The organism is Serratia sp. CY44782, from assembly GCF_052168715.1.
Lineage (GTDB): Bacteria > Pseudomonadota > Gammaproteobacteria > Enterobacterales > Enterobacteriaceae > Serratia > Serratia nevei.
The window spans coordinates 287,453-305,578 of sequence record NZ_JBJNME010000003.1; the positions used below are offsets into that span (position 1 = coordinate 287,453).

22 protein-coding genes are annotated in these 18,126 nt (G+C 58.6%); 11 read left to right on the top strand and 11 right to left on the bottom strand.

The genetic code is table 11. The features are described from left to right. Nucleotides 1-134 precede the first annotated feature (134 nt). On the top strand, nucleotides 135-449 hold the full coding sequence (locus ACJ8HT_RS07290) for a BON domain-containing protein (protein ID WP_016927515.1): 315 nt from the start codon (nucleotides 135-137) through the stop codon (nucleotides 447-449). A gap of 44 nt (nucleotides 450-493) precedes the next feature. Here the strand turns inward: ACJ8HT_RS07290 and ompW are convergent, their stop codons facing one another. Beyond that, entirely contained in the window at nucleotides 494-1,126 is a 633-nt protein-coding gene (gene ompW, locus ACJ8HT_RS07295; RefSeq protein WP_019452715.1) for an outer membrane protein OmpW, read from the bottom strand. A 286-nt stretch (nucleotides 1,127-1,412) separates the two neighbouring features. Here ompW and ACJ8HT_RS07300 point away from each other — a divergent pair, with 286 nt between their 5' ends. Then, nucleotides 1,413-1,853 carry a YkgJ family cysteine cluster protein gene (locus ACJ8HT_RS07300; RefSeq protein ID WP_033634766.1) on the top strand — a complete coding sequence of 147 codons (441 nt, stop codon included), beginning with the start codon at nucleotides 1,413-1,415 and terminating at the stop codon, nucleotides 1,851-1,853. A 34-nt stretch (nucleotides 1,854-1,887) separates the two neighbouring features. Beyond that, nucleotides 1,888-2,640 carry a YciC family protein gene (locus tag ACJ8HT_RS07305; RefSeq protein WP_194573123.1) on the top strand — a complete coding sequence of 251 codons (753 nt, stop codon included), beginning with the start codon at nucleotides 1,888-1,890 and terminating at the stop codon, nucleotides 2,638-2,640. Nucleotides 2,641-2,690: 50 nt separating this feature from the next. Here ACJ8HT_RS07305 and ACJ8HT_RS07310 read toward each other — a convergent pair whose 3' ends face one another. Continuing rightward, the gene (locus ACJ8HT_RS07310; RefSeq protein ID WP_197652936.1) at nucleotides 2,691-4,394 is read right to left on the bottom strand and encodes a SulP family inorganic anion transporter; all 1,704 of its coding nucleotides are present in this window, start codon (nucleotides 4,392-4,394) and stop codon (nucleotides 2,691-2,693) included. Nucleotides 4,395-4,615: 221 nt separating this feature from the next. On the opposite strand from ACJ8HT_RS07310, the gene ACJ8HT_RS07315 reads away from it, so the two are divergent. Next, nucleotides 4,616-5,155, top strand: coding sequence for a septation protein A (locus tag ACJ8HT_RS07315; RefSeq protein ID WP_004932082.1), 540 nt, complete (start codon nucleotides 4,616-4,618; stop codon nucleotides 5,153-5,155). Nucleotides 5,156-5,231: 76 nt separating this feature from the next. Continuing rightward, on the top strand, nucleotides 5,232-5,660 hold the full coding sequence (yciA, locus tag ACJ8HT_RS07320; RefSeq protein WP_004932085.1) for an acyl-CoA thioester hydrolase YciA: 429 nt from the start codon (nucleotides 5,232-5,234) through the stop codon (nucleotides 5,658-5,660). Nucleotides 5,661-5,729: 69 nt separating this feature from the next. Here yciA and tonB read toward each other — a convergent pair whose 3' ends face one another. Further along, nucleotides 5,730-6,473 carry a TonB system transport protein TonB gene (gene tonB / locus ACJ8HT_RS07325; protein ID WP_197652937.1) on the bottom strand — a complete coding sequence of 248 codons (744 nt, stop codon included), beginning with the start codon at nucleotides 6,471-6,473 and terminating at the stop codon, nucleotides 5,730-5,732. 235 nt (nucleotides 6,474-6,708) lie between these two features. After that, the gene (locus ACJ8HT_RS07330) at nucleotides 6,709-7,362 is read right to left on the bottom strand and encodes an epoxyqueuosine reductase QueH (RefSeq protein WP_025303057.1); all 654 of its coding nucleotides are present in this window, start codon (nucleotides 7,360-7,362) and stop codon (nucleotides 6,709-6,711) included. Between the two features lie 175 nt (nucleotides 7,363-7,537). On the opposite strand from ACJ8HT_RS07330, the gene ACJ8HT_RS07335 reads away from it, so the two are divergent. After that, nucleotides 7,538-7,834 carry a YciI family protein gene (locus ACJ8HT_RS07335; RefSeq protein WP_197652938.1) on the top strand — a complete coding sequence of 99 codons (297 nt, stop codon included), beginning with the start codon at nucleotides 7,538-7,540 and terminating at the stop codon, nucleotides 7,832-7,834. 54 nt (nucleotides 7,835-7,888) lie between these two features. Here ACJ8HT_RS07335 and ACJ8HT_RS07340 read toward each other — a convergent pair whose 3' ends face one another. Next, entirely contained in the window at nucleotides 7,889-8,329 is a 441-nt protein-coding gene (locus tag ACJ8HT_RS07340) for a hypothetical protein (protein ID WP_197652939.1), read from the bottom strand. 392 nt (nucleotides 8,330-8,721) lie between these two features. On the opposite strand from ACJ8HT_RS07340, the gene ACJ8HT_RS07345 reads away from it, so the two are divergent. Next, a complete protein-coding gene (locus tag ACJ8HT_RS07345; RefSeq protein WP_019452732.1) occupies nucleotides 8,722-8,985 on the top strand; it encodes a hypothetical protein in 264 nt (87 codons plus the stop codon). A 47-nt stretch (nucleotides 8,986-9,032) separates the two neighbouring features. Here the strand turns inward: ACJ8HT_RS07345 and ACJ8HT_RS07350 are convergent, their stop codons facing one another. Beyond that, entirely contained in the window at nucleotides 9,033-9,584 is a 552-nt protein-coding gene (locus ACJ8HT_RS07350; RefSeq protein WP_038877264.1) for a TetR/AcrR family transcriptional regulator, read from the bottom strand. 126 nt (nucleotides 9,585-9,710) lie between these two features. Here ACJ8HT_RS07350 and smfY point away from each other — a divergent pair, with 126 nt between their 5' ends. Then, nucleotides 9,711-11,183, top strand: a complete 1,473-nt coding sequence (smfY, locus tag ACJ8HT_RS07355) for a multidrug efflux MFS transporter SmfY (protein ID WP_038877262.1) — start codon at nucleotides 9,711-9,713, stop codon at nucleotides 11,181-11,183. Between the two features lie 200 nt (nucleotides 11,184-11,383). Beyond that, nucleotides 11,384-11,875 carry a Dps family protein gene (locus ACJ8HT_RS07360; RefSeq protein ID WP_004932132.1) on the top strand — a complete coding sequence of 164 codons (492 nt, stop codon included), beginning with the start codon at nucleotides 11,384-11,386 and terminating at the stop codon, nucleotides 11,873-11,875. A gap of 45 nt (nucleotides 11,876-11,920) precedes the next feature. Here the strand turns inward: ACJ8HT_RS07360 and ACJ8HT_RS07365 are convergent, their stop codons facing one another. Then, complete coding sequence (locus ACJ8HT_RS07365) at nucleotides 11,921-12,097, bottom strand: YciY family protein (RefSeq protein ID WP_025159792.1); 177 nt, start codon at nucleotides 12,095-12,097, stop codon at nucleotides 11,921-11,923. A gap of 242 nt (nucleotides 12,098-12,339) precedes the next feature. On the opposite strand from ACJ8HT_RS07365, the gene cls reads away from it, so the two are divergent. Together cls and ACJ8HT_RS07375 are read left to right on the top strand one after the other, a co-directional pair. Further along, nucleotides 12,340-13,800, top strand: coding sequence for a cardiolipin synthase (gene cls, locus ACJ8HT_RS07370; protein WP_038877257.1), 1,461 nt, complete (start codon nucleotides 12,340-12,342; stop codon nucleotides 13,798-13,800). Between the two features lie 56 nt (nucleotides 13,801-13,856). Then, nucleotides 13,857-14,180 carry an HI1450 family dsDNA-mimic protein gene (locus ACJ8HT_RS07375; RefSeq protein WP_004932139.1) on the top strand — a complete coding sequence of 108 codons (324 nt, stop codon included), beginning with the start codon at nucleotides 13,857-13,859 and terminating at the stop codon, nucleotides 14,178-14,180. A gap of 73 nt (nucleotides 14,181-14,253) precedes the next feature. Here ACJ8HT_RS07375 and oppF read toward each other — a convergent pair whose 3' ends face one another. From oppF to oppB, 4 genes are read right to left on the bottom strand one after another with little or no spacing between them, the layout of a single operon-like run. Then, nucleotides 14,254-15,249, bottom strand: coding sequence for a murein tripeptide/oligopeptide ABC transporter ATP binding protein OppF (gene oppF / locus ACJ8HT_RS07380; protein ID WP_197652940.1), 996 nt, complete (start codon nucleotides 15,247-15,249; stop codon nucleotides 14,254-14,256). After that, nucleotides 15,246-16,262, bottom strand: coding sequence for an ABC transporter ATP-binding protein (locus ACJ8HT_RS07385; protein WP_033634782.1), 1,017 nt, complete (start codon nucleotides 16,260-16,262; stop codon nucleotides 15,246-15,248). Before ACJ8HT_RS07385 ends, oppF begins: the two co-directional genes overlap by 4 nt. 11 nt (nucleotides 16,263-16,273) lie before the next feature. Beyond that, the gene (gene oppC / locus ACJ8HT_RS07390; RefSeq protein ID WP_049199092.1) at nucleotides 16,274-17,182 is read right to left on the bottom strand and encodes an oligopeptide ABC transporter permease OppC; all 909 of its coding nucleotides are present in this window, start codon (nucleotides 17,180-17,182) and stop codon (nucleotides 16,274-16,276) included. A gap of 14 nt (nucleotides 17,183-17,196) precedes the next feature. Further along, nucleotides 17,197-18,117: an oligopeptide ABC transporter permease OppB gene (gene oppB / locus ACJ8HT_RS07395; protein WP_004932150.1), complete on the bottom strand. Its 921-nt coding sequence runs from the start codon at nucleotides 18,115-18,117 to the stop codon at nucleotides 17,197-17,199. Nucleotides 18,118-18,126 lie beyond the last annotated feature (9 nt).

An 18,126-nucleotide genomic window follows, 5' to 3' on the forward strand; every position in this document is an offset into this window, starting at 1 on the left:
TTTGAACAAACCCAGGTCTTGTCTCACAATGAACTTTGTTCGCTATGCATTTCTTCGTTTGATTTGGGGAATGCGCTCGCTGCGGCGAAAAACCGTAGCGAATTTCAACCATAACATTGCATGGAGAGTAATTTATGAAGCTGTTTAAAACCCTTTCAGCCTTGTGCATGGCAGCCGTTGTGGCGGTCGCGGTGAGTGCTTGCGCGCCGACGGCAAAATCAGAGGGAACAGGCGGTTATATCGATGACACCGTAGTCACCACCAAAGTGAAATCGGCGTTGTTGGCGGATAAAAACATCAAGTCGCGCGAGATCAGCGTGGAAACCTTTAAAGGGCGCGTACAGCTGAGCGGCTTCGTGACGTCCAGCGATGACGCCAACCGTGCGGTGCAGGTCACTCGTGGCGTGGCCGGCGTGAAATCGGTTGAAAACGTGATGCAGGTTAAATAATACCGACACAGGGAGGCGCAACGCCTCCCTGTTTGTGGCCATCATCAGAAGCGATAACCCGCCCCGAACATGAACACCCACGGATCCAGACGCGTATCGAAGCTGTGGTGCCCGCCATTCGCATCGTTGAAGCGAGTTTTGGTTTCGATGTTCATCCACCACACCGACATGTTCAGCATCCAGTGCTCATCCAGGTTGTAATCCAGGCCGGCCTGCGCCGCCACGCCCCAGGAGTCTTTCAGGTCGAGGTTGCTCAACCCGGCGCTTTTGCCGTAGTCGTTGAACTTCTCGTCGAAGAAAGTGGTGTAGTTAACGCCGACGCCCAGGTAAGGACGCAGTTTGTCTTGCTTGTCGCCGAAGTAGTATTGCGCCATCAGCGTAGGCGGCAATTGGTGAACGGTCGCCAGATCGGTGCCGCCCAGCGTAACCTTGTGGCGGAATGGCGTTGCGGCCAACAACTCAACGCCGATGTTGTCCGTCACCATGTAACCGAAGGTCAGACCGAGTTGGGTGTTATTTTTCGCATCCAGCGACCCCAACCCCAATACGTTGTCCGAACCCGCATTTGGACGCACCGTCGCGGTGCCCGCGCGGAACAGGAAATCACCGGCCTGATGCGCACTTGCCAACATAGGCGCCATCATCGTCGCCAATACCACCAGAGTTGTCTTTTTCATTATCCATTCCATTTGTGTGGTTAATCGCTCGAGGGGGAATATACCTACTTTCGGGTATTTGTGATCCCATCGAGATCACATCTTATGTGTAAAAATTTAAAATCCCACTAAAAACAAGGTTACCTAACCGCTTAATAAATCAAGGATTGATCTGCATCAAAAAATCGATTTTGTTGCAAATTATCTACATGTTCAAATTTCGGTTGCGGAGAAAAATACGGCTGAGGTAATTTCATTTTCCGTGTTGGTTTTGGTTGGTGCCGTAAGGAGTCGGTGGGCAATCAAGATGAGCGAAATCCTTAATCCCTGTGTCAGCTGCGGCGCATGCTGCGGTTATTTTCGAGTGTCATTCTATTGGGCCGAAGCCGAAGACGGCGGCGGCACCGTTCCCCTTTCCTTAACGGAGCCTTTGACCCCGTTCCTGCGCTGCATGCAGGGGACCAACAGCAAGTCCCCCCGCTGCAACGCGCTGGACGGCGAGATCGGCAAAGCTGTGTCCTGTTCGATCTACCTCAATCGGCCCAGCCCGTGCAGAGAGTTCGATCAGTCCGGTGAAAACGGCCTGCGCAACGAAGCCTGCGATCGCGCCCGGGAACGCTACGGGCTGCCGCCCCTGCCGGTGCCCCTGCCGCTCTCGCTGCCTGAAACGACGATCGTTGAAGAAATAGGCGTAGTGCAATTCGCGGGGTGCCACAGCGGCGTGGAACAGGGTACAATCACCCACTGATTTATCTCTGTTTTCCCGACGCCAAGGAGTCTGCATGCCTATCACGGCCAACGCTTTGTACCGTGACAGTTTTAACTTTTTACGCAACCAACTAGCCAGCATCCTGATGCTGGCGCTGTTGACGGCGTTTATCTCCGTGCTGCTGAATCAGGCCTTCAGCCCCGATGCCGAACAGTTGGCGACGCTCGCTGCCTCCACCAGCGATTTCGCTTCATCTACCGGTATGGGCATTCAGGAAGTGATCCAGCAGATGACGCCGGAACAGCAGATGGTGCTGCTGAAAGTGTCGGCGGCCGCCACCTTCTCCGCGCTGGTCGGCAACGTGCTGCTGGTCGGCGGGATGCTGACGCTGATCCGTCTGGTATCGCAAGGGGAACGCACCAGCGCCCTGCGCGCGCTCGGCACCTCGGCGCCCGATCTGCCGCGTCTGCTGCTGCTGCTGTTTATCTGCACCCTGCTGATCCAGCTCGGCCTGACGCTGTTTGTGGTGCCGGGCGTGCTCATGGCGATCGCCTTCGCGCTGGCGCCGGTGATCGCCTCCGTCGACAAGAAAGGCGTGTTCGCTTCGCTCAAACTGAGCAGCAAATTGGCCTTCGCCAATGCGCGCGTGATCGTGCCGGCGATGATGCTGTGGCTGGCGGCCAAGCTGCTGGTGCTGTTTTTGGTGAGCCATCTGTCGGTGCTGACGCCGAACGTCGCCAGCGTGGTGCTGACCGCGTTGAGCAACCTGGTGTCTGCCCTGCTGCTGATCTACCTGTTCCGTTTGTACATGCTGTTGCGCGGCTAACGCCAAGCAACCCAAAGCAAGGGGCACGCTTCGGCGCGCCCCTTTTTTGTTTACCCCACCGTGGCGGCTTCCGCCTGCTCCTTACTCTGAATCAGCTTCAGCGCCAGATACAGGTCCGGCACCAAAATCAGCTCTTTGTCGCGCCCTAAGCGGTTGATACGGAACCAGCGCGTCAGCTCGGTGCGGCGCCCCGCCAACACCAGCTTAACGTTACGCTGTAACAGATCGCGTTTCAGTTCGTCGATAGCCACCAGCACGCTGATATCGGCATGGGTAAAACTGGCTACCGCATCCACCACCACCCAGCGCGGCTGGAACGGCGTGCCGTCGACCAAATTGAGAATACGGCGTTTGAAGTACGCCACGTTGAAATAGGTCAGCGGCGAATTGAAGCGATACATCATGACGCCAGGCACCGCCTTCACCCCATTGTTGTTACCCATGGAATGGATCATGCCTTCGTCGTTGACGCCCAGCAGCTGCTCCGTCGGCCGGAAGACGGTGCGCAGAAACTGCATCAGCCCCAGCAAAACCGCCAACCCGATACCGCTGATCACCCCCACCAGCAGCACGCTGAGGAAGGTAAACAGCGCCAGACGGAAAGCCTGTGCGTTGCGGCGGCGCAAAACCCAGATGCCGCGAATGTCCAGCAGCGACCAGGCCGCATACATCAGCACCACGCCCAATCCCGCCACCGGAATAAACTGCAGCGGCGCCATCAGGAACAGCAAGACGAAGGCGATAACCGCGGCGGCGATGACCGACACCAGCTGGCTCTTGCCGCCGTTGGCGTCATTCACCGCGGTGCGCGAGTCCGCACCGCTGATGGCGAAACCTTGCGACAGCGCGGAGACGATATTCACCAGCCCCAGCGCACGAAACTCGGCGTCGGCGTTCACCTCATACCCGTTCTTGGCGGCGAAGCTGCGGGCGGTGAGCATCATGCTGACAAAGCTCACCACCGCAAGGTTAAGCGCCGGGATCACCATGTCGCGCAGCAAACCGGGCTGGAAGTCCGGCCACTGGACGATCGGCAACACGCCGCTGAAACCGCCCACCGTCACCACGCCATGCTGCTGCAGGCCGCCGCCCCAGGTCACGAACGCCGCCAGCACGATGGCAAACAGCGGCGCCGGCCAGTTAGGCCGCCATTTTTTAAATCCGAGCAGCGTCACCAGCGTCAACAACGACACCGCCATCGTCAACCAGTCGCTGTGCAGCAGGTTGCCGGGCAGCGCGTAGATGCGCTCGATCAGCTGCGCCGGGCGCACCGTGAATCCCAACACCTTGCCGATCTGATCGACGATGATGGTGATCGCCACGCCGTTCAGCAGCCCGCTGAGGATCGGCCGCGACAGCAGATCCGCCAGCGCCCCCAGTTTGAACCGGCTGGCCAGCAGGCACCAACCGCCCATCATCGCGGTCATCATGATGGTCAGTTGCCAATGGCGCTCCATATTGCCCGCCGCCAGCGGCGTCACCACCGCGGCGATCACCGCACAGGTGGCGGCATCGGGCCCGACGATCAGCTGGCGTGAGGAGCCGAACAGCGCATAGGCCACCATCGGCAAGATACAGGAATAGAGCCCCACCACCGGGCTGACCCCGGCCAGCTCGGCATAGGCGATGGCCACCGGCAAGGCGACGGCGGCTACGGAAAGGCCGGCGCGAATATCAGGCTTGAGCCAGCTGCGCTGATAGCCCAATAAATGCGTCAAACCCGGCGTCAGGGCCTGGAGAGATTTCCACTGCATGCTGTTTTCCGCGGTAAATTATCTGGTTATTATGATACTTACTATGCGACCTGCGGCCCGCGCTGGCAATGCGCCCGCGCTTTCTTGCGTAAGTTTATGCAAATTCCTGCTTTCGCGGCAGAAATCCGCCGACCAAACGCCGATAATCGGCAACGCCCGGCGGTACACAGAGCTCGCCGAATCCGGTATAGTCGGCCGATGAACAGATGATGGATTGATTTATGAAGCAGTTTCTTGATTTCCTCCCGTTAATTGTCTTTTTCGCTTTTTACAAGCTGTACGACATTTACGTCGCTTCCGGCGCGTTAATTGTCGCCACCGCGCTGGCGCTGGTGTTCACCTGGGTGAAATACCGCAAGGTCGAGAAGATGACGCTGATCACCTTCCTGATGGTGCTGGTGTTCGGCACCCTGACGCTGGTGTTCCACAACGATTTGTTCATCAAATGGAAGGTCACGGTGATTTACGCACTGTTCGCGCTGGCGCTGCTGATCAGCCAATGGGTGCTCAAAAAACCGCTGGTTCAGCGCATGCTGGGCAAAGAGCTGACGCTGCCGGACAAAGTGTGGAGCAACCTCAACCTGGCCTGGGCGGTCTTCTTCCTGGCCTGCGGCCTGGCGAACATCTATGTCGCCTTCTGGCTGCCACAAAGCGTCTGGGTCAATTTCAAAGTCTTTGGCCTGACAGTGCTGACGCTGGTCTTCACCCTCCTCAGCGGTATCTATATTTACCGGCACATGCCGGAAGAACAGAAAAAATAGTTACAAAATTGTTAATGCCTGCGGCGCTTGCCGCGGGCAGTATGATGTTATTCCCTCCTTTTAAAAGCAGACTGCTATGACACAACAACGACCTTTACCCAGCGGCGAGCTGGTGCTGCGCACGCTGGCCATGCCGGCCGATACCAATGCCAACGGCGATATCTTCGGCGGCTGGCTGATGTCGCAAATGGATATCGGCGGCGCCATCCAGGCAAAAGAGATCGCCGAAGGGCGCGTGGTGACCGTGCGCGTGGACGGCATGACCTTTCTGAAACCGGTGGCGGTAGGCGACGTGGTTTGCTGCTATGCGCACTGCATCCGCACCGGGCGCAGCTCGATCACCATCAATATCGAAGTGTGGGTCAAGAAAGTCTCTTCCGCGCCGATCGGCCAGCGCTACCGGGCGACCGAAGCGGTGTTCACCTATGTGGCGGTCGATGCGGAAGGCAACTCGCGCGCGCTGCCTGAGGGCAAAATGAATTTCCGCGTCGGCTTCGAAGAATAAGCCGGCGGCTGTACCGCAAATGCAAAAAGGGTCGCCGAGGCGACCCTTTCTTTTTGGTGGTGACCGAATTCAGTTCAATTCGGTCGTGCCGTTCAGCTTGAAGCGGATAGTGACGGTGCGATCTTTCGCTTCTTTGGCCTCATAGCGCCATTTGCGCATCGCCTGCTTCACTTCACGCTCGAACATATTGCGCGGCTCGGCCGACAAGATGCGCACGTTGCTGACGCGCCCGTCGCTGTCGATATCGAACTGTACCCGCACGTTGCCTTCGATCTGCAAAGCCTGGGCCCGCGGCGGATAGAGCGGATTAGCGCGGCTGATCGGTCTTGGCCCGACCTCGCGCGAGTTGCCCTGCACCGGCGCGGCAGGCGCCTGCTTCACCGGCGCTTTATCGATCGGTTTGGCCGGTGAATCGTTGTTGAACGGCGACGGCTCGCGCGGCTCAACCCTCTTCGGCTCCGGTTTCACCTGTTTTTCGACCTTCGGCTTCGGCTTAGGTTTCGGTTTCGGCTTGACCGGCTCGGGTTTCACGATCGCCTTCGGCGGCGGCTCCACGATGGGTTCCGGTTCTGGCTCCGGCTCAGGTTCGACCTGCGGCGGCTCCGGCTCGGCCGGCGCCGGCGGTGGCGGTTCGGCCATCGCGGCGGTATTGACCATCATGACGCTGATCGGCGCGTCCTCTGGCTTCGGCAGCTCCACCACTTCTTTTACCGAAGCGTAAAGCAATACCGCCACCAGGGCGCTGTGCAGGCCTACGGACAAGACGAAAGGCACGGATATACGGCGATTAAGGAACATCTTTTTTAGCGGCATAATGATTCTGTTTCCTCTGGTTCGCCAAGTTTAAATGCAAATAGCAATCATATTCAATAACGAAAGGCAAACTATCGCTTTAATCGTCAGTATGCGCGGCTAAAACCAGCAAACTCATAAGGATATTAACCTGACCGTTGCTTTTTTATCGCCGGAACAACACGCTTCATTAACGTTTGGCCGGGCGTCAAAAATAAAAAACCCGCCGTAGCGGGTTGATTGCGGTGATTAAGCGTTATTCTTCATCGCCATAGTAAAGCACGCCCAGCTTAATCAGCGGCCGCCCTTGCGCCTTGCGGTGCAGGTTGGTGTCGCGCAGCGAATAGACGCAGCCGCAGTATTCCTGCTGATAGAAGCGTTCACGTTTGCTGATCTCTATCATGCGCGACGAACCGCCCTTCTTGCGCCAGTTGTAATCCCAGTACACCAGGTCGGGATATTTTTCCGCCGCCCGAATGCCGCAGTCGGTGATCTGCTGCATGTTCTTCCAGCGCGAAATGCCCAGCGAGCTGGAGATGGTGTCGTAACCGTGCTCATGCGCATACAGCGCCGTGCGCTCGAAACGCATGTCAAAACACATGGTGCAACGAATGCCGCGCTCCGGCTCATTCTCCATCCCCTTGGCGCGGGCGAACCAGTTGTCGGTGTCGTAATCGGCATCGATGATCGGCACCCCGTGCTGCTCGGCGAAACGGATGTTCTCTTCCTTGCGCAGCAGATACTCTTTTTGCGGGTGAATGTTGGGGTTATAGAAGAAAATGGCGTACTCGATCCCGGAAGCCTGGATCGCTTCCATCACCTCGCCGGAACAGGGCGCGCAGCAAGAGTGCAGCAGCAGTTTACTTTTGCCCGCAGGCAAATCGAGTTTTTCCCTTACCAGTTCCGTCATATCCTCACCTCAATGGCATATCAGTTTAAGCGCGCCGCACTATACGAATAAAAAGTAGCGGCTTCAAGGTATAAGCGCCAATCCGCCGGGAAATTCGCCGCGCACCGTTCCCCTGCCGCGCCTTTTGCGCTACCTTGGTAGCACCGTTTTATAGCCATGATTTTAAAGGTGAAACATGCTTTATCTGATCTACGCGCAAGACGTCCCTAACTCGCTGGAAAACCGTCTGGCGGTGCGCCCGGCACACCTGGCACGCCTGCAGGCGCTGCGCGACGCCGGCCACCTGGTGGTCGCCGGCCCTAACCCGGCCATCGACAGCAACGATCCCGGCGCCGCCGGCTTTACCGGTTCGACGGTGATCGCCGAATTCGAGTCGCTGGCGGAAGCCCAGGCCTGGGCGCAGCAGGATCCCTATATCGCCGCCGGCGTCTATGCCGACGTGACGGTGAAGCCGTTCAAGCAGGTGTTCTGAGCCCCGCTACCGGGAGCGCGCGTCGTTCCCGGTTCAATCGTGCGGCAAGCTCGCTCAACGCGCGGGATGTGCGATATTGGCGGCCCACAGCTTGATGCGGCCATCGATCACCAGCGTAAAACCCGATTTCAAATGCGTATACAAGCGGTTGACCACTTCACTCTCATGCAGCGTATAACTCACCACGCTGTGTTCTCCCACCTGAACGCAACTCAGCGTCACCGCCAGGAGATCTTTATTGATTAGCAACGTCTTTATCGACTGAAATGCTTCGCAGGGTTCACGATGGGTGAGAGAGATCACCATATTCGCCCAAGGCGTCCCTGGCCCGGCGAGGCTAACCAGTACCGGTTCACTGAACTCATTCTGAGTCGCGCCGTACAGCACCCCTTCCTGATAGTGCCAAATATTGTATTCATTAGGGGTAAATAAAGCATTTGCGCTGCTAGCAAAGCAGAACGCGACTAACAGCAAAGCTATCCGTGTCACCATCATTCCTGGATCCGTGGCAATGAGAAAAACCGCCCCGTACCCTACCCGTCTAAAATATAATGTCAATTAATCTTAGGGTCATACGTTATTTAATCTCAATATTGTTAGATCGCGGAATGATTCAGCATCAGATTATCCTGCGATAAAACAAATCAATTGGGAAAAAGCAAAAAAAAAGCCAGCACGGAGTGGCTGGCTTAAAGGTTCTTCGAGGGAATATCTTGTTCGATAAACATACGCCTTTCGCCGCCCCCTTGACTAGCTATCAGTGTGATAGGCGCCGCCGTCTGAGACTATTTTTTGCCGTCGCATGGTAAACCGCCGCCGCTGACCTACACTTGAGCCGTAGTCAAGATGCAGTTACGGGTCGTTTTTATCTTCCAAAAGGAATAATTATGAAGGCAACTAAATATCTCTTGGCACTGCTGGCGTTCACCTCATTCTCTTCCCTGGCGGCAATTGAAATCACTCGGGAAGAGGCGGCGAAACATACCGAGATCGGTCCGGTGACCATTTCACAAGACGGCGACGACACCGTGGGGATCGACCATGCGCGTCTGTCGAAAGCGGTAGACGAAAAAGGCGGTAAGTATTACGTCATTATCGGCCGCGAGGGGAAAACCACCTTCGAAACCATCAATGCGATAGCCTATAAATAATCAGGCTTAGCCCGCGGCAGGCTGCTCCCTGCCGCTTGTCCCTGCGCTTATTTGTCGCCGCCCGTCAATATTAACGCCTGCATATCGGCGAACATCGTTTCCCATTCCGCCTGGTCGATATCCATCAAACCAAAGTAACGCAGCATAAAGGCACCTTCGGTGGCGAGAAACGCCAGGCGCGCGCGCTTGCCTTCTTCGGTCGTCAAATCCAAACCGGCGATGCGGCTGCGATACCATTCGCGCGTGCTCGCCAGATGCTCCGGCGTTTGAATCAACGTTGCCATCAACCCGGCGGCCTTGGCGCTGGAGGTCTGATCCGAACTGTGGGTGGCCAGCATATGCGCCCGCACGGCGGTCTGCGGCGAAGGCTCGTCGCCGGCGATCGCCGTGAACAGCGTCTCGTAGGCACTCCCCCAGCGATCGAACATGGCATCGATAAGGGCGTCTTTGCTGCCGAAACAATACTGCACCCCGCCCTTGGAGATCCCCATCGCTTTGGCGACGGCGTCGATGGTCAAGCCGGCGGCGCCCTGGGTGGCGACGATCTCTTCGGCGGTGTCCAAAACCTTGTCGCGATCGATGCTGCGTTGACGTCCCATTAAGAAACCCTTCTTTTCAATACGAACGTATGGATATATATTATCATCAGTATACCACCCGGTATCGCCGGTGGGTTACCCCAATGGCGGCGCCTCCGCGCCGCCCACGTTAACTGGATATGAATTATGTACGCCAAGAACCGCTGGTTGATCCTGACGATGGTCGCCAGCGCCCTTTTCCTGATCGTCATCGATATGACGGTGTTATATACCGCCCTGCCGCGCTTAACCCAGGCGCTGGACGCCAGCGCCTCGCAAAAACTCTGGATCGTCAACGCCTACCCGCTGGTGGTGGCCGGCCTGCTGCCCGGCGCCGGCATGCTGAGCGATCGCATCGGCCATAAACGGCTGTTTCTCGCCGGGCTGCCGGTGTTTGCCGTCGCGTCACTGTGCGCCGCGTTCTCGCCCACCGCCGAGTGGCTGATCGCCGCCCGCGTGTTCCTCGCCGTGGGCGCGGCAATGATGATGCCCGCCACGCTGTCCATCGTGCGCCACGTCTTTACCGACGAACGCGAACGCGCGTTGGCGATCGGCATCTGGGCCTCGGTGGCCTCCGGCGGCGCGGCCATCGGCCCGGTGGTCGGCGGCCTGCTGCTGGAGTATTTCTGGTGGGGGTCGGTGTTCCTGATCAATGTACCGGTCGTACTGCTGGTCTGGCCGCTGGCGTGGAAACTGATCCCGCGCTGCGGTGGCGATAACCCGCGCCCTTCGGACATCGTCGGTTCGGTGCAGATCATGATGGGTCTGGTCGGCGCCATCTATGCGCTGAAGGAGCTGAGCAAACCGACGCCTGATGTGAGCGCCTTGCTTGTGGCAGCCCTGATTGGCGTGTTGTTCCTGGTGCTGTTCGTGCGTCGTCAGCAGCGCAGCGCCCACCCGATGATCGATTTCTCTCTGTTCCGCAACCGGCTGTTCGCAGGCGGCATCGGCGTGGCCCTGCTGTCGATGGTGGCGCTGATCGGCGTCGAGCTGGTGCTCAGCCAACGCCTACAGCTGGTGCTCGGCCTCAGCCCGCTGCAGGCGGCGCTGTTTATTTTGCCGATCCCGCTGGCCTCGGCGCTGGCGGGGCCCGTAGCCGGCCTGCTGTTGCCGCGCTACGGCGAACGCAGCATCATCCTCGGCGGCTTTGTCCTGACCACCCTCGGCATCGCCGGTCTTGCCGTGTGGTACCAGAGCGGCATGGCGCCGCAATTGGTCAGCCTGGCGCTGGTGGGCTTTGGCCTCGGCGGCGTGATCACCGCCGCTTCTACCGCCATCATGCTGAACGCGCCGGAGGAGAAGTCCGGCATGGCGGCGTCCATCGAAGACGTCTCCTACGAACTCGGTGGCGTGCTGGGCGTGACGCTGCTCGGCGGGTTAATGACAGCGGTTTACAGCCACAGCCTGGCGCTGCCGGCGGAGCTGCCGGTCAGCGATTTGGCCTACGACAGCATCGACGAAGCCCTGCGGCTGGCGGCCGGGCTGGCGGCCGATCGCGCGCAGCAGCTTACGCAGCTGGCGCGCTTGGCCTTTGATCGCGCGTTTATTACGGTGCTGATCGCCGCCGCGCTGCTAATGGCGCTGGGCGCCGGCGCGGTGAAACTGGCGCTGCGCAAGTAACCGATAAAAGCGGCTTTTTTCGCCTGCGGATCCTGCGTAAACTGATTCGGCAATTTGCTCGACGGATTTATCGTCATCGGTTTTAGCGATGGCAATAATGCCTGTTATCGTGTTTAACCCTGCGATAAATCCGGTTACTGTAACAGCTATGGAAATTGATTCTGTCTACTATCGGAACAAATAATCAGGAGAAGATTATTATGGCAACGGCAAAGAAAGCAGCGAAAACCCATATCGGCCTCGACAGTAAACAATCGGCAAAACTCGCCGAGGCGCTGAACGCGCTGTTGGCGAACTATCAGGTGCTGTATATGAACGTGCGCGGCTATCACTGGAATATTACCGGCCCGCAGTTCTTTGAACTGCACGCGAAATTCGAAGAGACATATAACGATCTGCTGACCAAGGTGGATGAGCTGGCGGAACGTATTCTGACGCTGGGCTCGCAGCCGCGTCACGCTTTCAGCGACTATCTGAAAACCGCCGACATCAAGGAACACACCAACGTGACCGATGATAAAGGCACGCTGCGCGGCCTGTTGGAAGGGTATTCAATCTTGCTGCAACAGCAGCGTGAGCTGCTGACGGTAGCGGCAGACGCCGGTGACGAAGGCACCGCGTCACTGATGAGCGATTACATCAAAGAGCAGGAAAAACAGGTCTGGATGCTCAACGCCTATCTGGGCAAATAACCCAGGCGCCATAACAAAACAGTCCCTCACGGGACTGTTTTCGTTTTACCACTCGCAGGATACCGCAAACAGCAGCGCGCGCCGATGCTGATCGTCCAGGCGCCGCCGCACCCGGATAATATGGCGATTGCTGCACGACTGGCGTTCCAGCCAGCGATGCCGGCGGCGTTGGCTCTGCCGCAACATGCGCCAGCGGCCCACTTCATTTCTACTGCGTCTCATAATTCCGTCACTCGTTCGTCTAATGCCAACCGCGGGCATTATAGCCCTTTCCGCCCGTGATCCAAGCCGCAGTTATCGGCGGCACAGCGGGCGCCCCGCGGGCAAAAGCCGCCCTTTCATTTTCAGCAAGTGCCTTAACTTCATCATATTTATGTAACATAAGCGCCGATAAAAGGTTTCGCCTTGACCGATCTGTGCGTACACTCATCATTGGTGGTTTGCGAACGGGATTTTTCGCCTTTATGACAACATTTTATACCGTAATCAGTTGGCTCATGGTGTTCGGCTACTGGCTGCTGATCGCCGGCGTGACGATGCGCATTTTGATGAAACGCCGTGCGGTTCCCTCTGCCATGGCCTGGCTGCTGGTTATCTATATTCTGCCGCTGTTCGGCATCGTGGCCTATTTATCGTTCGGCGAATTACATCTGGGCAAGCGCCGAGCCGAACGCGCCAAGGCCATGTGGCCGTCGACCGCCCGCTGGCTGAAGGAGCTGAAAGAGAGCCGCCGCATCTTCGCCACCGAGTACAGCGAAGTCGCCGAACCGCTGTTCCAGCTGTGCAACCGCCGCCAGGGCATCGACGGCGTCAAGGGCAACCAGCTGCAGCTGCTCACCACCACCGATGACACGCTGAAAGCGCTGATCCGCGACATCGAGCTGGCGCGACACAACATCGAAATGGTGTTCTATATCTGGCAACCCGGCGGCCTGGTCGATCAGGTGGCCGAATCACTGATGGCCGCCGCCCGACGCGGCGTACACTGCCGCCTGATGCTCGACTCCGCCGGCAGCCTGCAATTTTTCCGCAGTCCCTACCCGGCGATGATGCGCAACGCCGGTATCGAAGTGGTCGAGGCGTTGAAGGTCAACCTGCTGCGCGTGTTCCTGCGCCGCATGGATCTGCGCCAGCACCGCAAGGTGGTGCTGATCGATAACTACATCGCCTATACCGGCAGCATGAACATGGTCGATCCGCGCTACTTCAAGCAGGATGCGGGCGTCGGCCAATGGATCGATCTGATGGCGCGCATGGAAGGCCCGGTGGCCACCACCATGGGCATCGTCTATGCCTGCGACTGGGAGATTGAAACCGGCAAGCGCATTCTGCCGCCACCGCCGGACGTCAACATCATGCCGTTCGAGCAGGAAAGCGGCCATACCATTCAGGTGATCGCCTCCGGCCCCGGCTTCCCCGAGGAGATGATCCACCAGGCGTTGCTGACCGCGGTCTATTCCGCCCGCGAGCAGCTGATCATGACCACGCCGTACTTCGTGCCAAGTGACGATCTGCTGCACGCCATTTGCACCGCCGCCCTGCGCGGCGTCGAGGTCAGCATCATCGTGCCGCGCGACAACGATTCGATGATGGTGCGCTGGGCCAGCCGCGCGTTCTTCTCCGAGCTGCTGGAGGCCGGGGTTAAGATCTATCAGTTCGAAGGCGGCCTGCTGCATACCAAGAGCGTGCTGGTGGACGGCCAGCTCAGCCTGGTCGGCACCGTCAATCTGGACATGCGCAGCCTGTGGCTGAATTTCGAAATCACGCTGGTGATCGACGATGACGGCTTCGGCAGCGATTTGGCCTGCGTGCAGGAAGATTACATCGCCCGTTCCCAGCTGCTGAACGCCAAAGAGTGGCTGAAGCGGCCGTTCTGGCATCGCCTGGTCGAGCGCCTGTTCTACTTTTTCAGCCCGCTGCTGTAAAAGCCGCGGCGAGCGTGCTTTAATAGCGCCAAATCATTTGTTATCAGGATTTTTTTATGGATTTGAATAACCGCCTTACCGAAGACGAAACGCTGGAACAGGCCTACGACATCTTCCTCGAATTGGCCGGCGACAATCTGGATCCGGCGGATATTCTGCTGTTCAACCTGCAGTTTGAAGAGCGCGGCGGCGCCGAACTGTACGATCCCTCCGAAGACTGGAGCGAGCACGTGGATTACGACCTGAACCCGGACTTCTTCGCCGAGGTGGTGATCGGTCTGGCGGACAGCGACGGCGAGCCGATCAACGACGTGTTCGCCCGCGTGCTGATCTGCCGTGAGAAAGACCACAAGCTGTGCCACATTCTGTGGAAAGAGTGATTCGCCGTTAGCGCATCGGATAAAAAAAGCCCCGCTCATTCAGCGGGGCTTTTTGTTGCCGACTAGCGGCACATTACAGCGGATCGACCTTCAGGCAGGACACCGCGTGGCGGAAACTGCCCTCCAGCAGCGGACGCGTCTTGGCGCACTCCGGCCCGGCTATCGGGCAGCGGGTGCGGAACACGCAACCGGTCGGCGGGTTGATCGGCGAAGGCAGCTCCCCTTCCAACAGCTGGATCTGCTTCTCCTTGTCCGGATCCGGGATCGGCACCGCCGACATCAGCGCTTTGGTGTAAGGGTGCTGCGGGTTGTGGTACACCTCGTCATAGGTGCCCAGCTCCACCGCATGGCCCAGATACATCACCAGCACGCGATCGGAAATGTGCTTCACCACCGCCAAGTCGTGGGCGATAAAGATCAGTGACAGGCCCATTTCGCGCTGCAGCTGCTGCAACAGGTTCACCACCTGCGCCTGAATCGATACGTCCAGCGCGGAGACCGGCTCGTCGCAGATCACCAGCTTCGGTTCGAGGATCAGCGCGCGCGCGATGCCGATACGCTGGCACTGGCCGCCGGAGAACTCGTGCGGGTAGCGATTGATCAGGTTAGGCAGCAGGCCGACCTTCAGCATCATTGCCTTGACCTTGTCCTTCACTTCCTGACGCGGCATTTTCGGGTAGTAGGTGCGCAGCGGCTCGGCGATGATTTCGCCGATGGTCATGCGCGGGTTGAGCGACGCCAGCGGATCTTGGAAGATCATCTGGATATCGCTGCGGGTTTTGCGCCAGTCGGCGTCGCTCATGCCCAGCAGATCTTTCCCCAGCCAGGCAACGCGCCCGCTGGTGGCCTTCACCAGGCCGATGATGGCGCGCGCGAAGGTGGATTTGCCGCAGCCGGATTCGCCGACCACGCCCAGGGTTTCCCCCTCGAACAGCCGCAGCGTGACGCCATCGACCGCTTTCAGGGTTTTCGGCGGCTGCCAGAACCACTGTTTGTCGTCATGAATGTCGAAGTGCACTTTCAGATCGGCCACTTCGAGCAGCACTTTCTTGTCGGTTACCGCTGTCATACCAACGCCTCCACCGGTTTAAAGCAGGCGCGCAGGCGCCCTTCCCCAAATTGCTCCAACGGCGGAGCGCTCGCGCACTGCTCCATGGCGTACGGACAGCGCGGCTGGAACGGGCAGCCTTTCGGCAACCGCAGCAGGTTCGGCGGGTTGCCGGGAATGGTCAGCAACGCTTCGCCTTCGGCATCGAGACGCGGCACCGCGTTCAACAGACCGATAGAGTACGGGTGGCTCGGCTGGTAGAACACCTCGCGCGCACTGCCGTATTCCATGGTGCGGCCGGCGTACATCACCAGCACCTTGTTGCAGATGCCGGCCACCACGCCCAGGTCGTGGGTGATCATGATGATGGCGGTGTTGAACTCGCGCTTCAGCTCGTTGAGCAGCGTCATGATCTGCGCCTGGACGGTTACGTCCAGCGCGGTGGTCGGTTCGTCGGCGATCAGCAGCTTCGGCCGGCACAGCAGCGCCATGGCGATCATCACGCGCTGGCGCATGCCGCCGGAAAACTCATGCGGATACATGCGCATGCGCTTGCGCGCTTCCGGCATTTTCACCGCGTCGAGCATGCGTACCGACTCTTCAAAGGCTTCGCTTTTGCTCATTTTCTTATGCAGCATCAGCACTTCCATCAGCTGTTCGCCAACGCGCATATAAGGGTTGAGCGAGGTCATCGGGTCCTGGAAGATCATCGAGATCTCTTCCGCCCGCAGCTTGTTGAGCTGATTTTCCGGCAGGTTGAGGATTTCACGGCCGTTGAATTTGGCCGAGCCGCCGATGCGGCCATTGCTGGCCAGCAGGCCCATCAGAGCGAACGCGGTCTGCGATTTACCAGAGCCGGATTCACCGACGATGCCCAGCGTTTCCCCGGCGCGCAGGTCGAAGTTCAGATCGTTCACCGCCGTCACGTCGCCGTCCGGGGTGGAGAACGTGACGCGCAGGTCTTTCACGTCCAGCAGCGGCGACGTTTTGACCCCGGCGCCGGTTTGCAGTTGAGGATGTTCAATGGTGCTCATGATTGCACTCCTTAACGATCTTTCGGGTCGAGGGCGTCACGCAGGCCATCGCCGATAAAGTTGAAACAGAACAGAGTGACAACCAGGAAACCCGCCGGGAACAGCAGCAACCACGGTGAAACTTCCATTGAGTTGGCGCCGTCGCTGAGCAATGCGCCCCAGCTGCTGAGCGGCTCCTGCGTGCCCAGCCCCAGGAAACTGAGGAAGGATTCGAACAGGATCATGCTCGGCACCAGCAGCGACGCATACACCACCACCACGCCGAGCACGTTCGGCACGATATGGCGCAGCACGATATTGCGCGTGGAGACGCCGCACACCAGCGCCGCTTCGATGAATTCCTTACGCTTCAGGCCGAGGGTTTGGCCGCGCACGATACGCGCCATATCCAGCCACGACACCATGCCGATGGCCACGAAGATGAGCAGGATGTTCTGGCCGAAGAAGGTCACCAGCAGGATCACGAAGAACATGAACGGGAAGGAGTTGAGGATCTCCAGCAGGCGCATCATCACCGAGTCGACCTTGCCGCCCAGATAGCCGGACATTGCGCCGTACAGCGTGCCCACCACCACCGCCACCAGCGCCGCCGCCACGCCGACCATCAGCGAGATGCGCCCGCCGATCGCCACACGCACCAGCAGATCGCGCCCGGAGGAGTCAGTGCCGAAATAGTGCCCCGATTCCACGCTTGGGGCGGCGGACATCATCGCCCAATCGGTATCGTCGTAGGCAAACTGCGACAGCATCGGCGCCAGCGCCACAAACAGCGTGATCAGCACCAGAATAAACAGGCTGCTGACCGCCGCGCGGTTGTGCATAAAGCGCCGACGCGCGTCTTGCCACAGGCTGCGCCCTTCCACTTCCAGCTTCTCGCTGAAGTTTTCCAGAGCTTCGCTGTTCTTTTTAGTCAACATCATTCGCGTGCTCCAGATTAATAACGGATTTTCGGATCGATGACCGCATACAGCACATCGACGATCGCGTTGAACAGAATGGTCAGGGCGCCCACCAGAATGGTCAGGCTCAGCACCAGGGAGTAGTCACGGTTCAGCGCGCCGTTAACGAACAGCTGGCCGATCCCCGGCAGACCGTAGATGGTTTCGATCACCATCGATCCGGTGATGATACCGACGAACGCCGGCCCCATGTAGGACAGCACCGGCAGCAGCGCCGGCTTCAGCGCGTGGCGGAAAATGATGCGACGCATCGGCAAGCCTTTGGCGCGCGCGGTGCGGATGAAGTTGGAGTGCAGCACTTCAATCATCGAGCCACGCGTGATACGGGCGATGCTGGCGATATAGGCCAGCGACAGCGCCACCATCGGCAGGATGATGAATTTAGGCGCGCCGCCGTTCCAGCCACCGCCCGGCAGCCATTTCAGCGTGATGGCGAAGATCAGCACCAGCAGCGGCGCCACCACGAAACTGGGTATCACCACCCCGGTCATGGCGAACCCCATCACCGTGTAGTCCCATTTGGTGTTCTGATTCAGCGCGGCAATCACGCCTGCGCTCACCCCCAGCACCACCGCCAGCAGAAACGCGGCCAGGCCGAGTTTGGCGGACACCGGGAAAGAGCTGGCGACCAGATCGTTCACCGAATAGTCCTTATATTTAAAGGACGGGCCGAAGTCTCCCTGCGCAAGCTGCGCCAGATAATGACCGTACTGTTTCCAGATCGGGTCGTTCAAATGATATTTGGCTTCGATGTTCGCCATAACTTCCGGCGGCAATGCGCGTTCCCCGGTAAATGGACTGCCGGGTGCCAGGCGCATCATGAAGAATGAGATGGTGATAAGGATAAATAGTGTCGGGATCGCTTCCAACAAGCGACGAAGTATAAATTTAAGCATTGCCCTAAC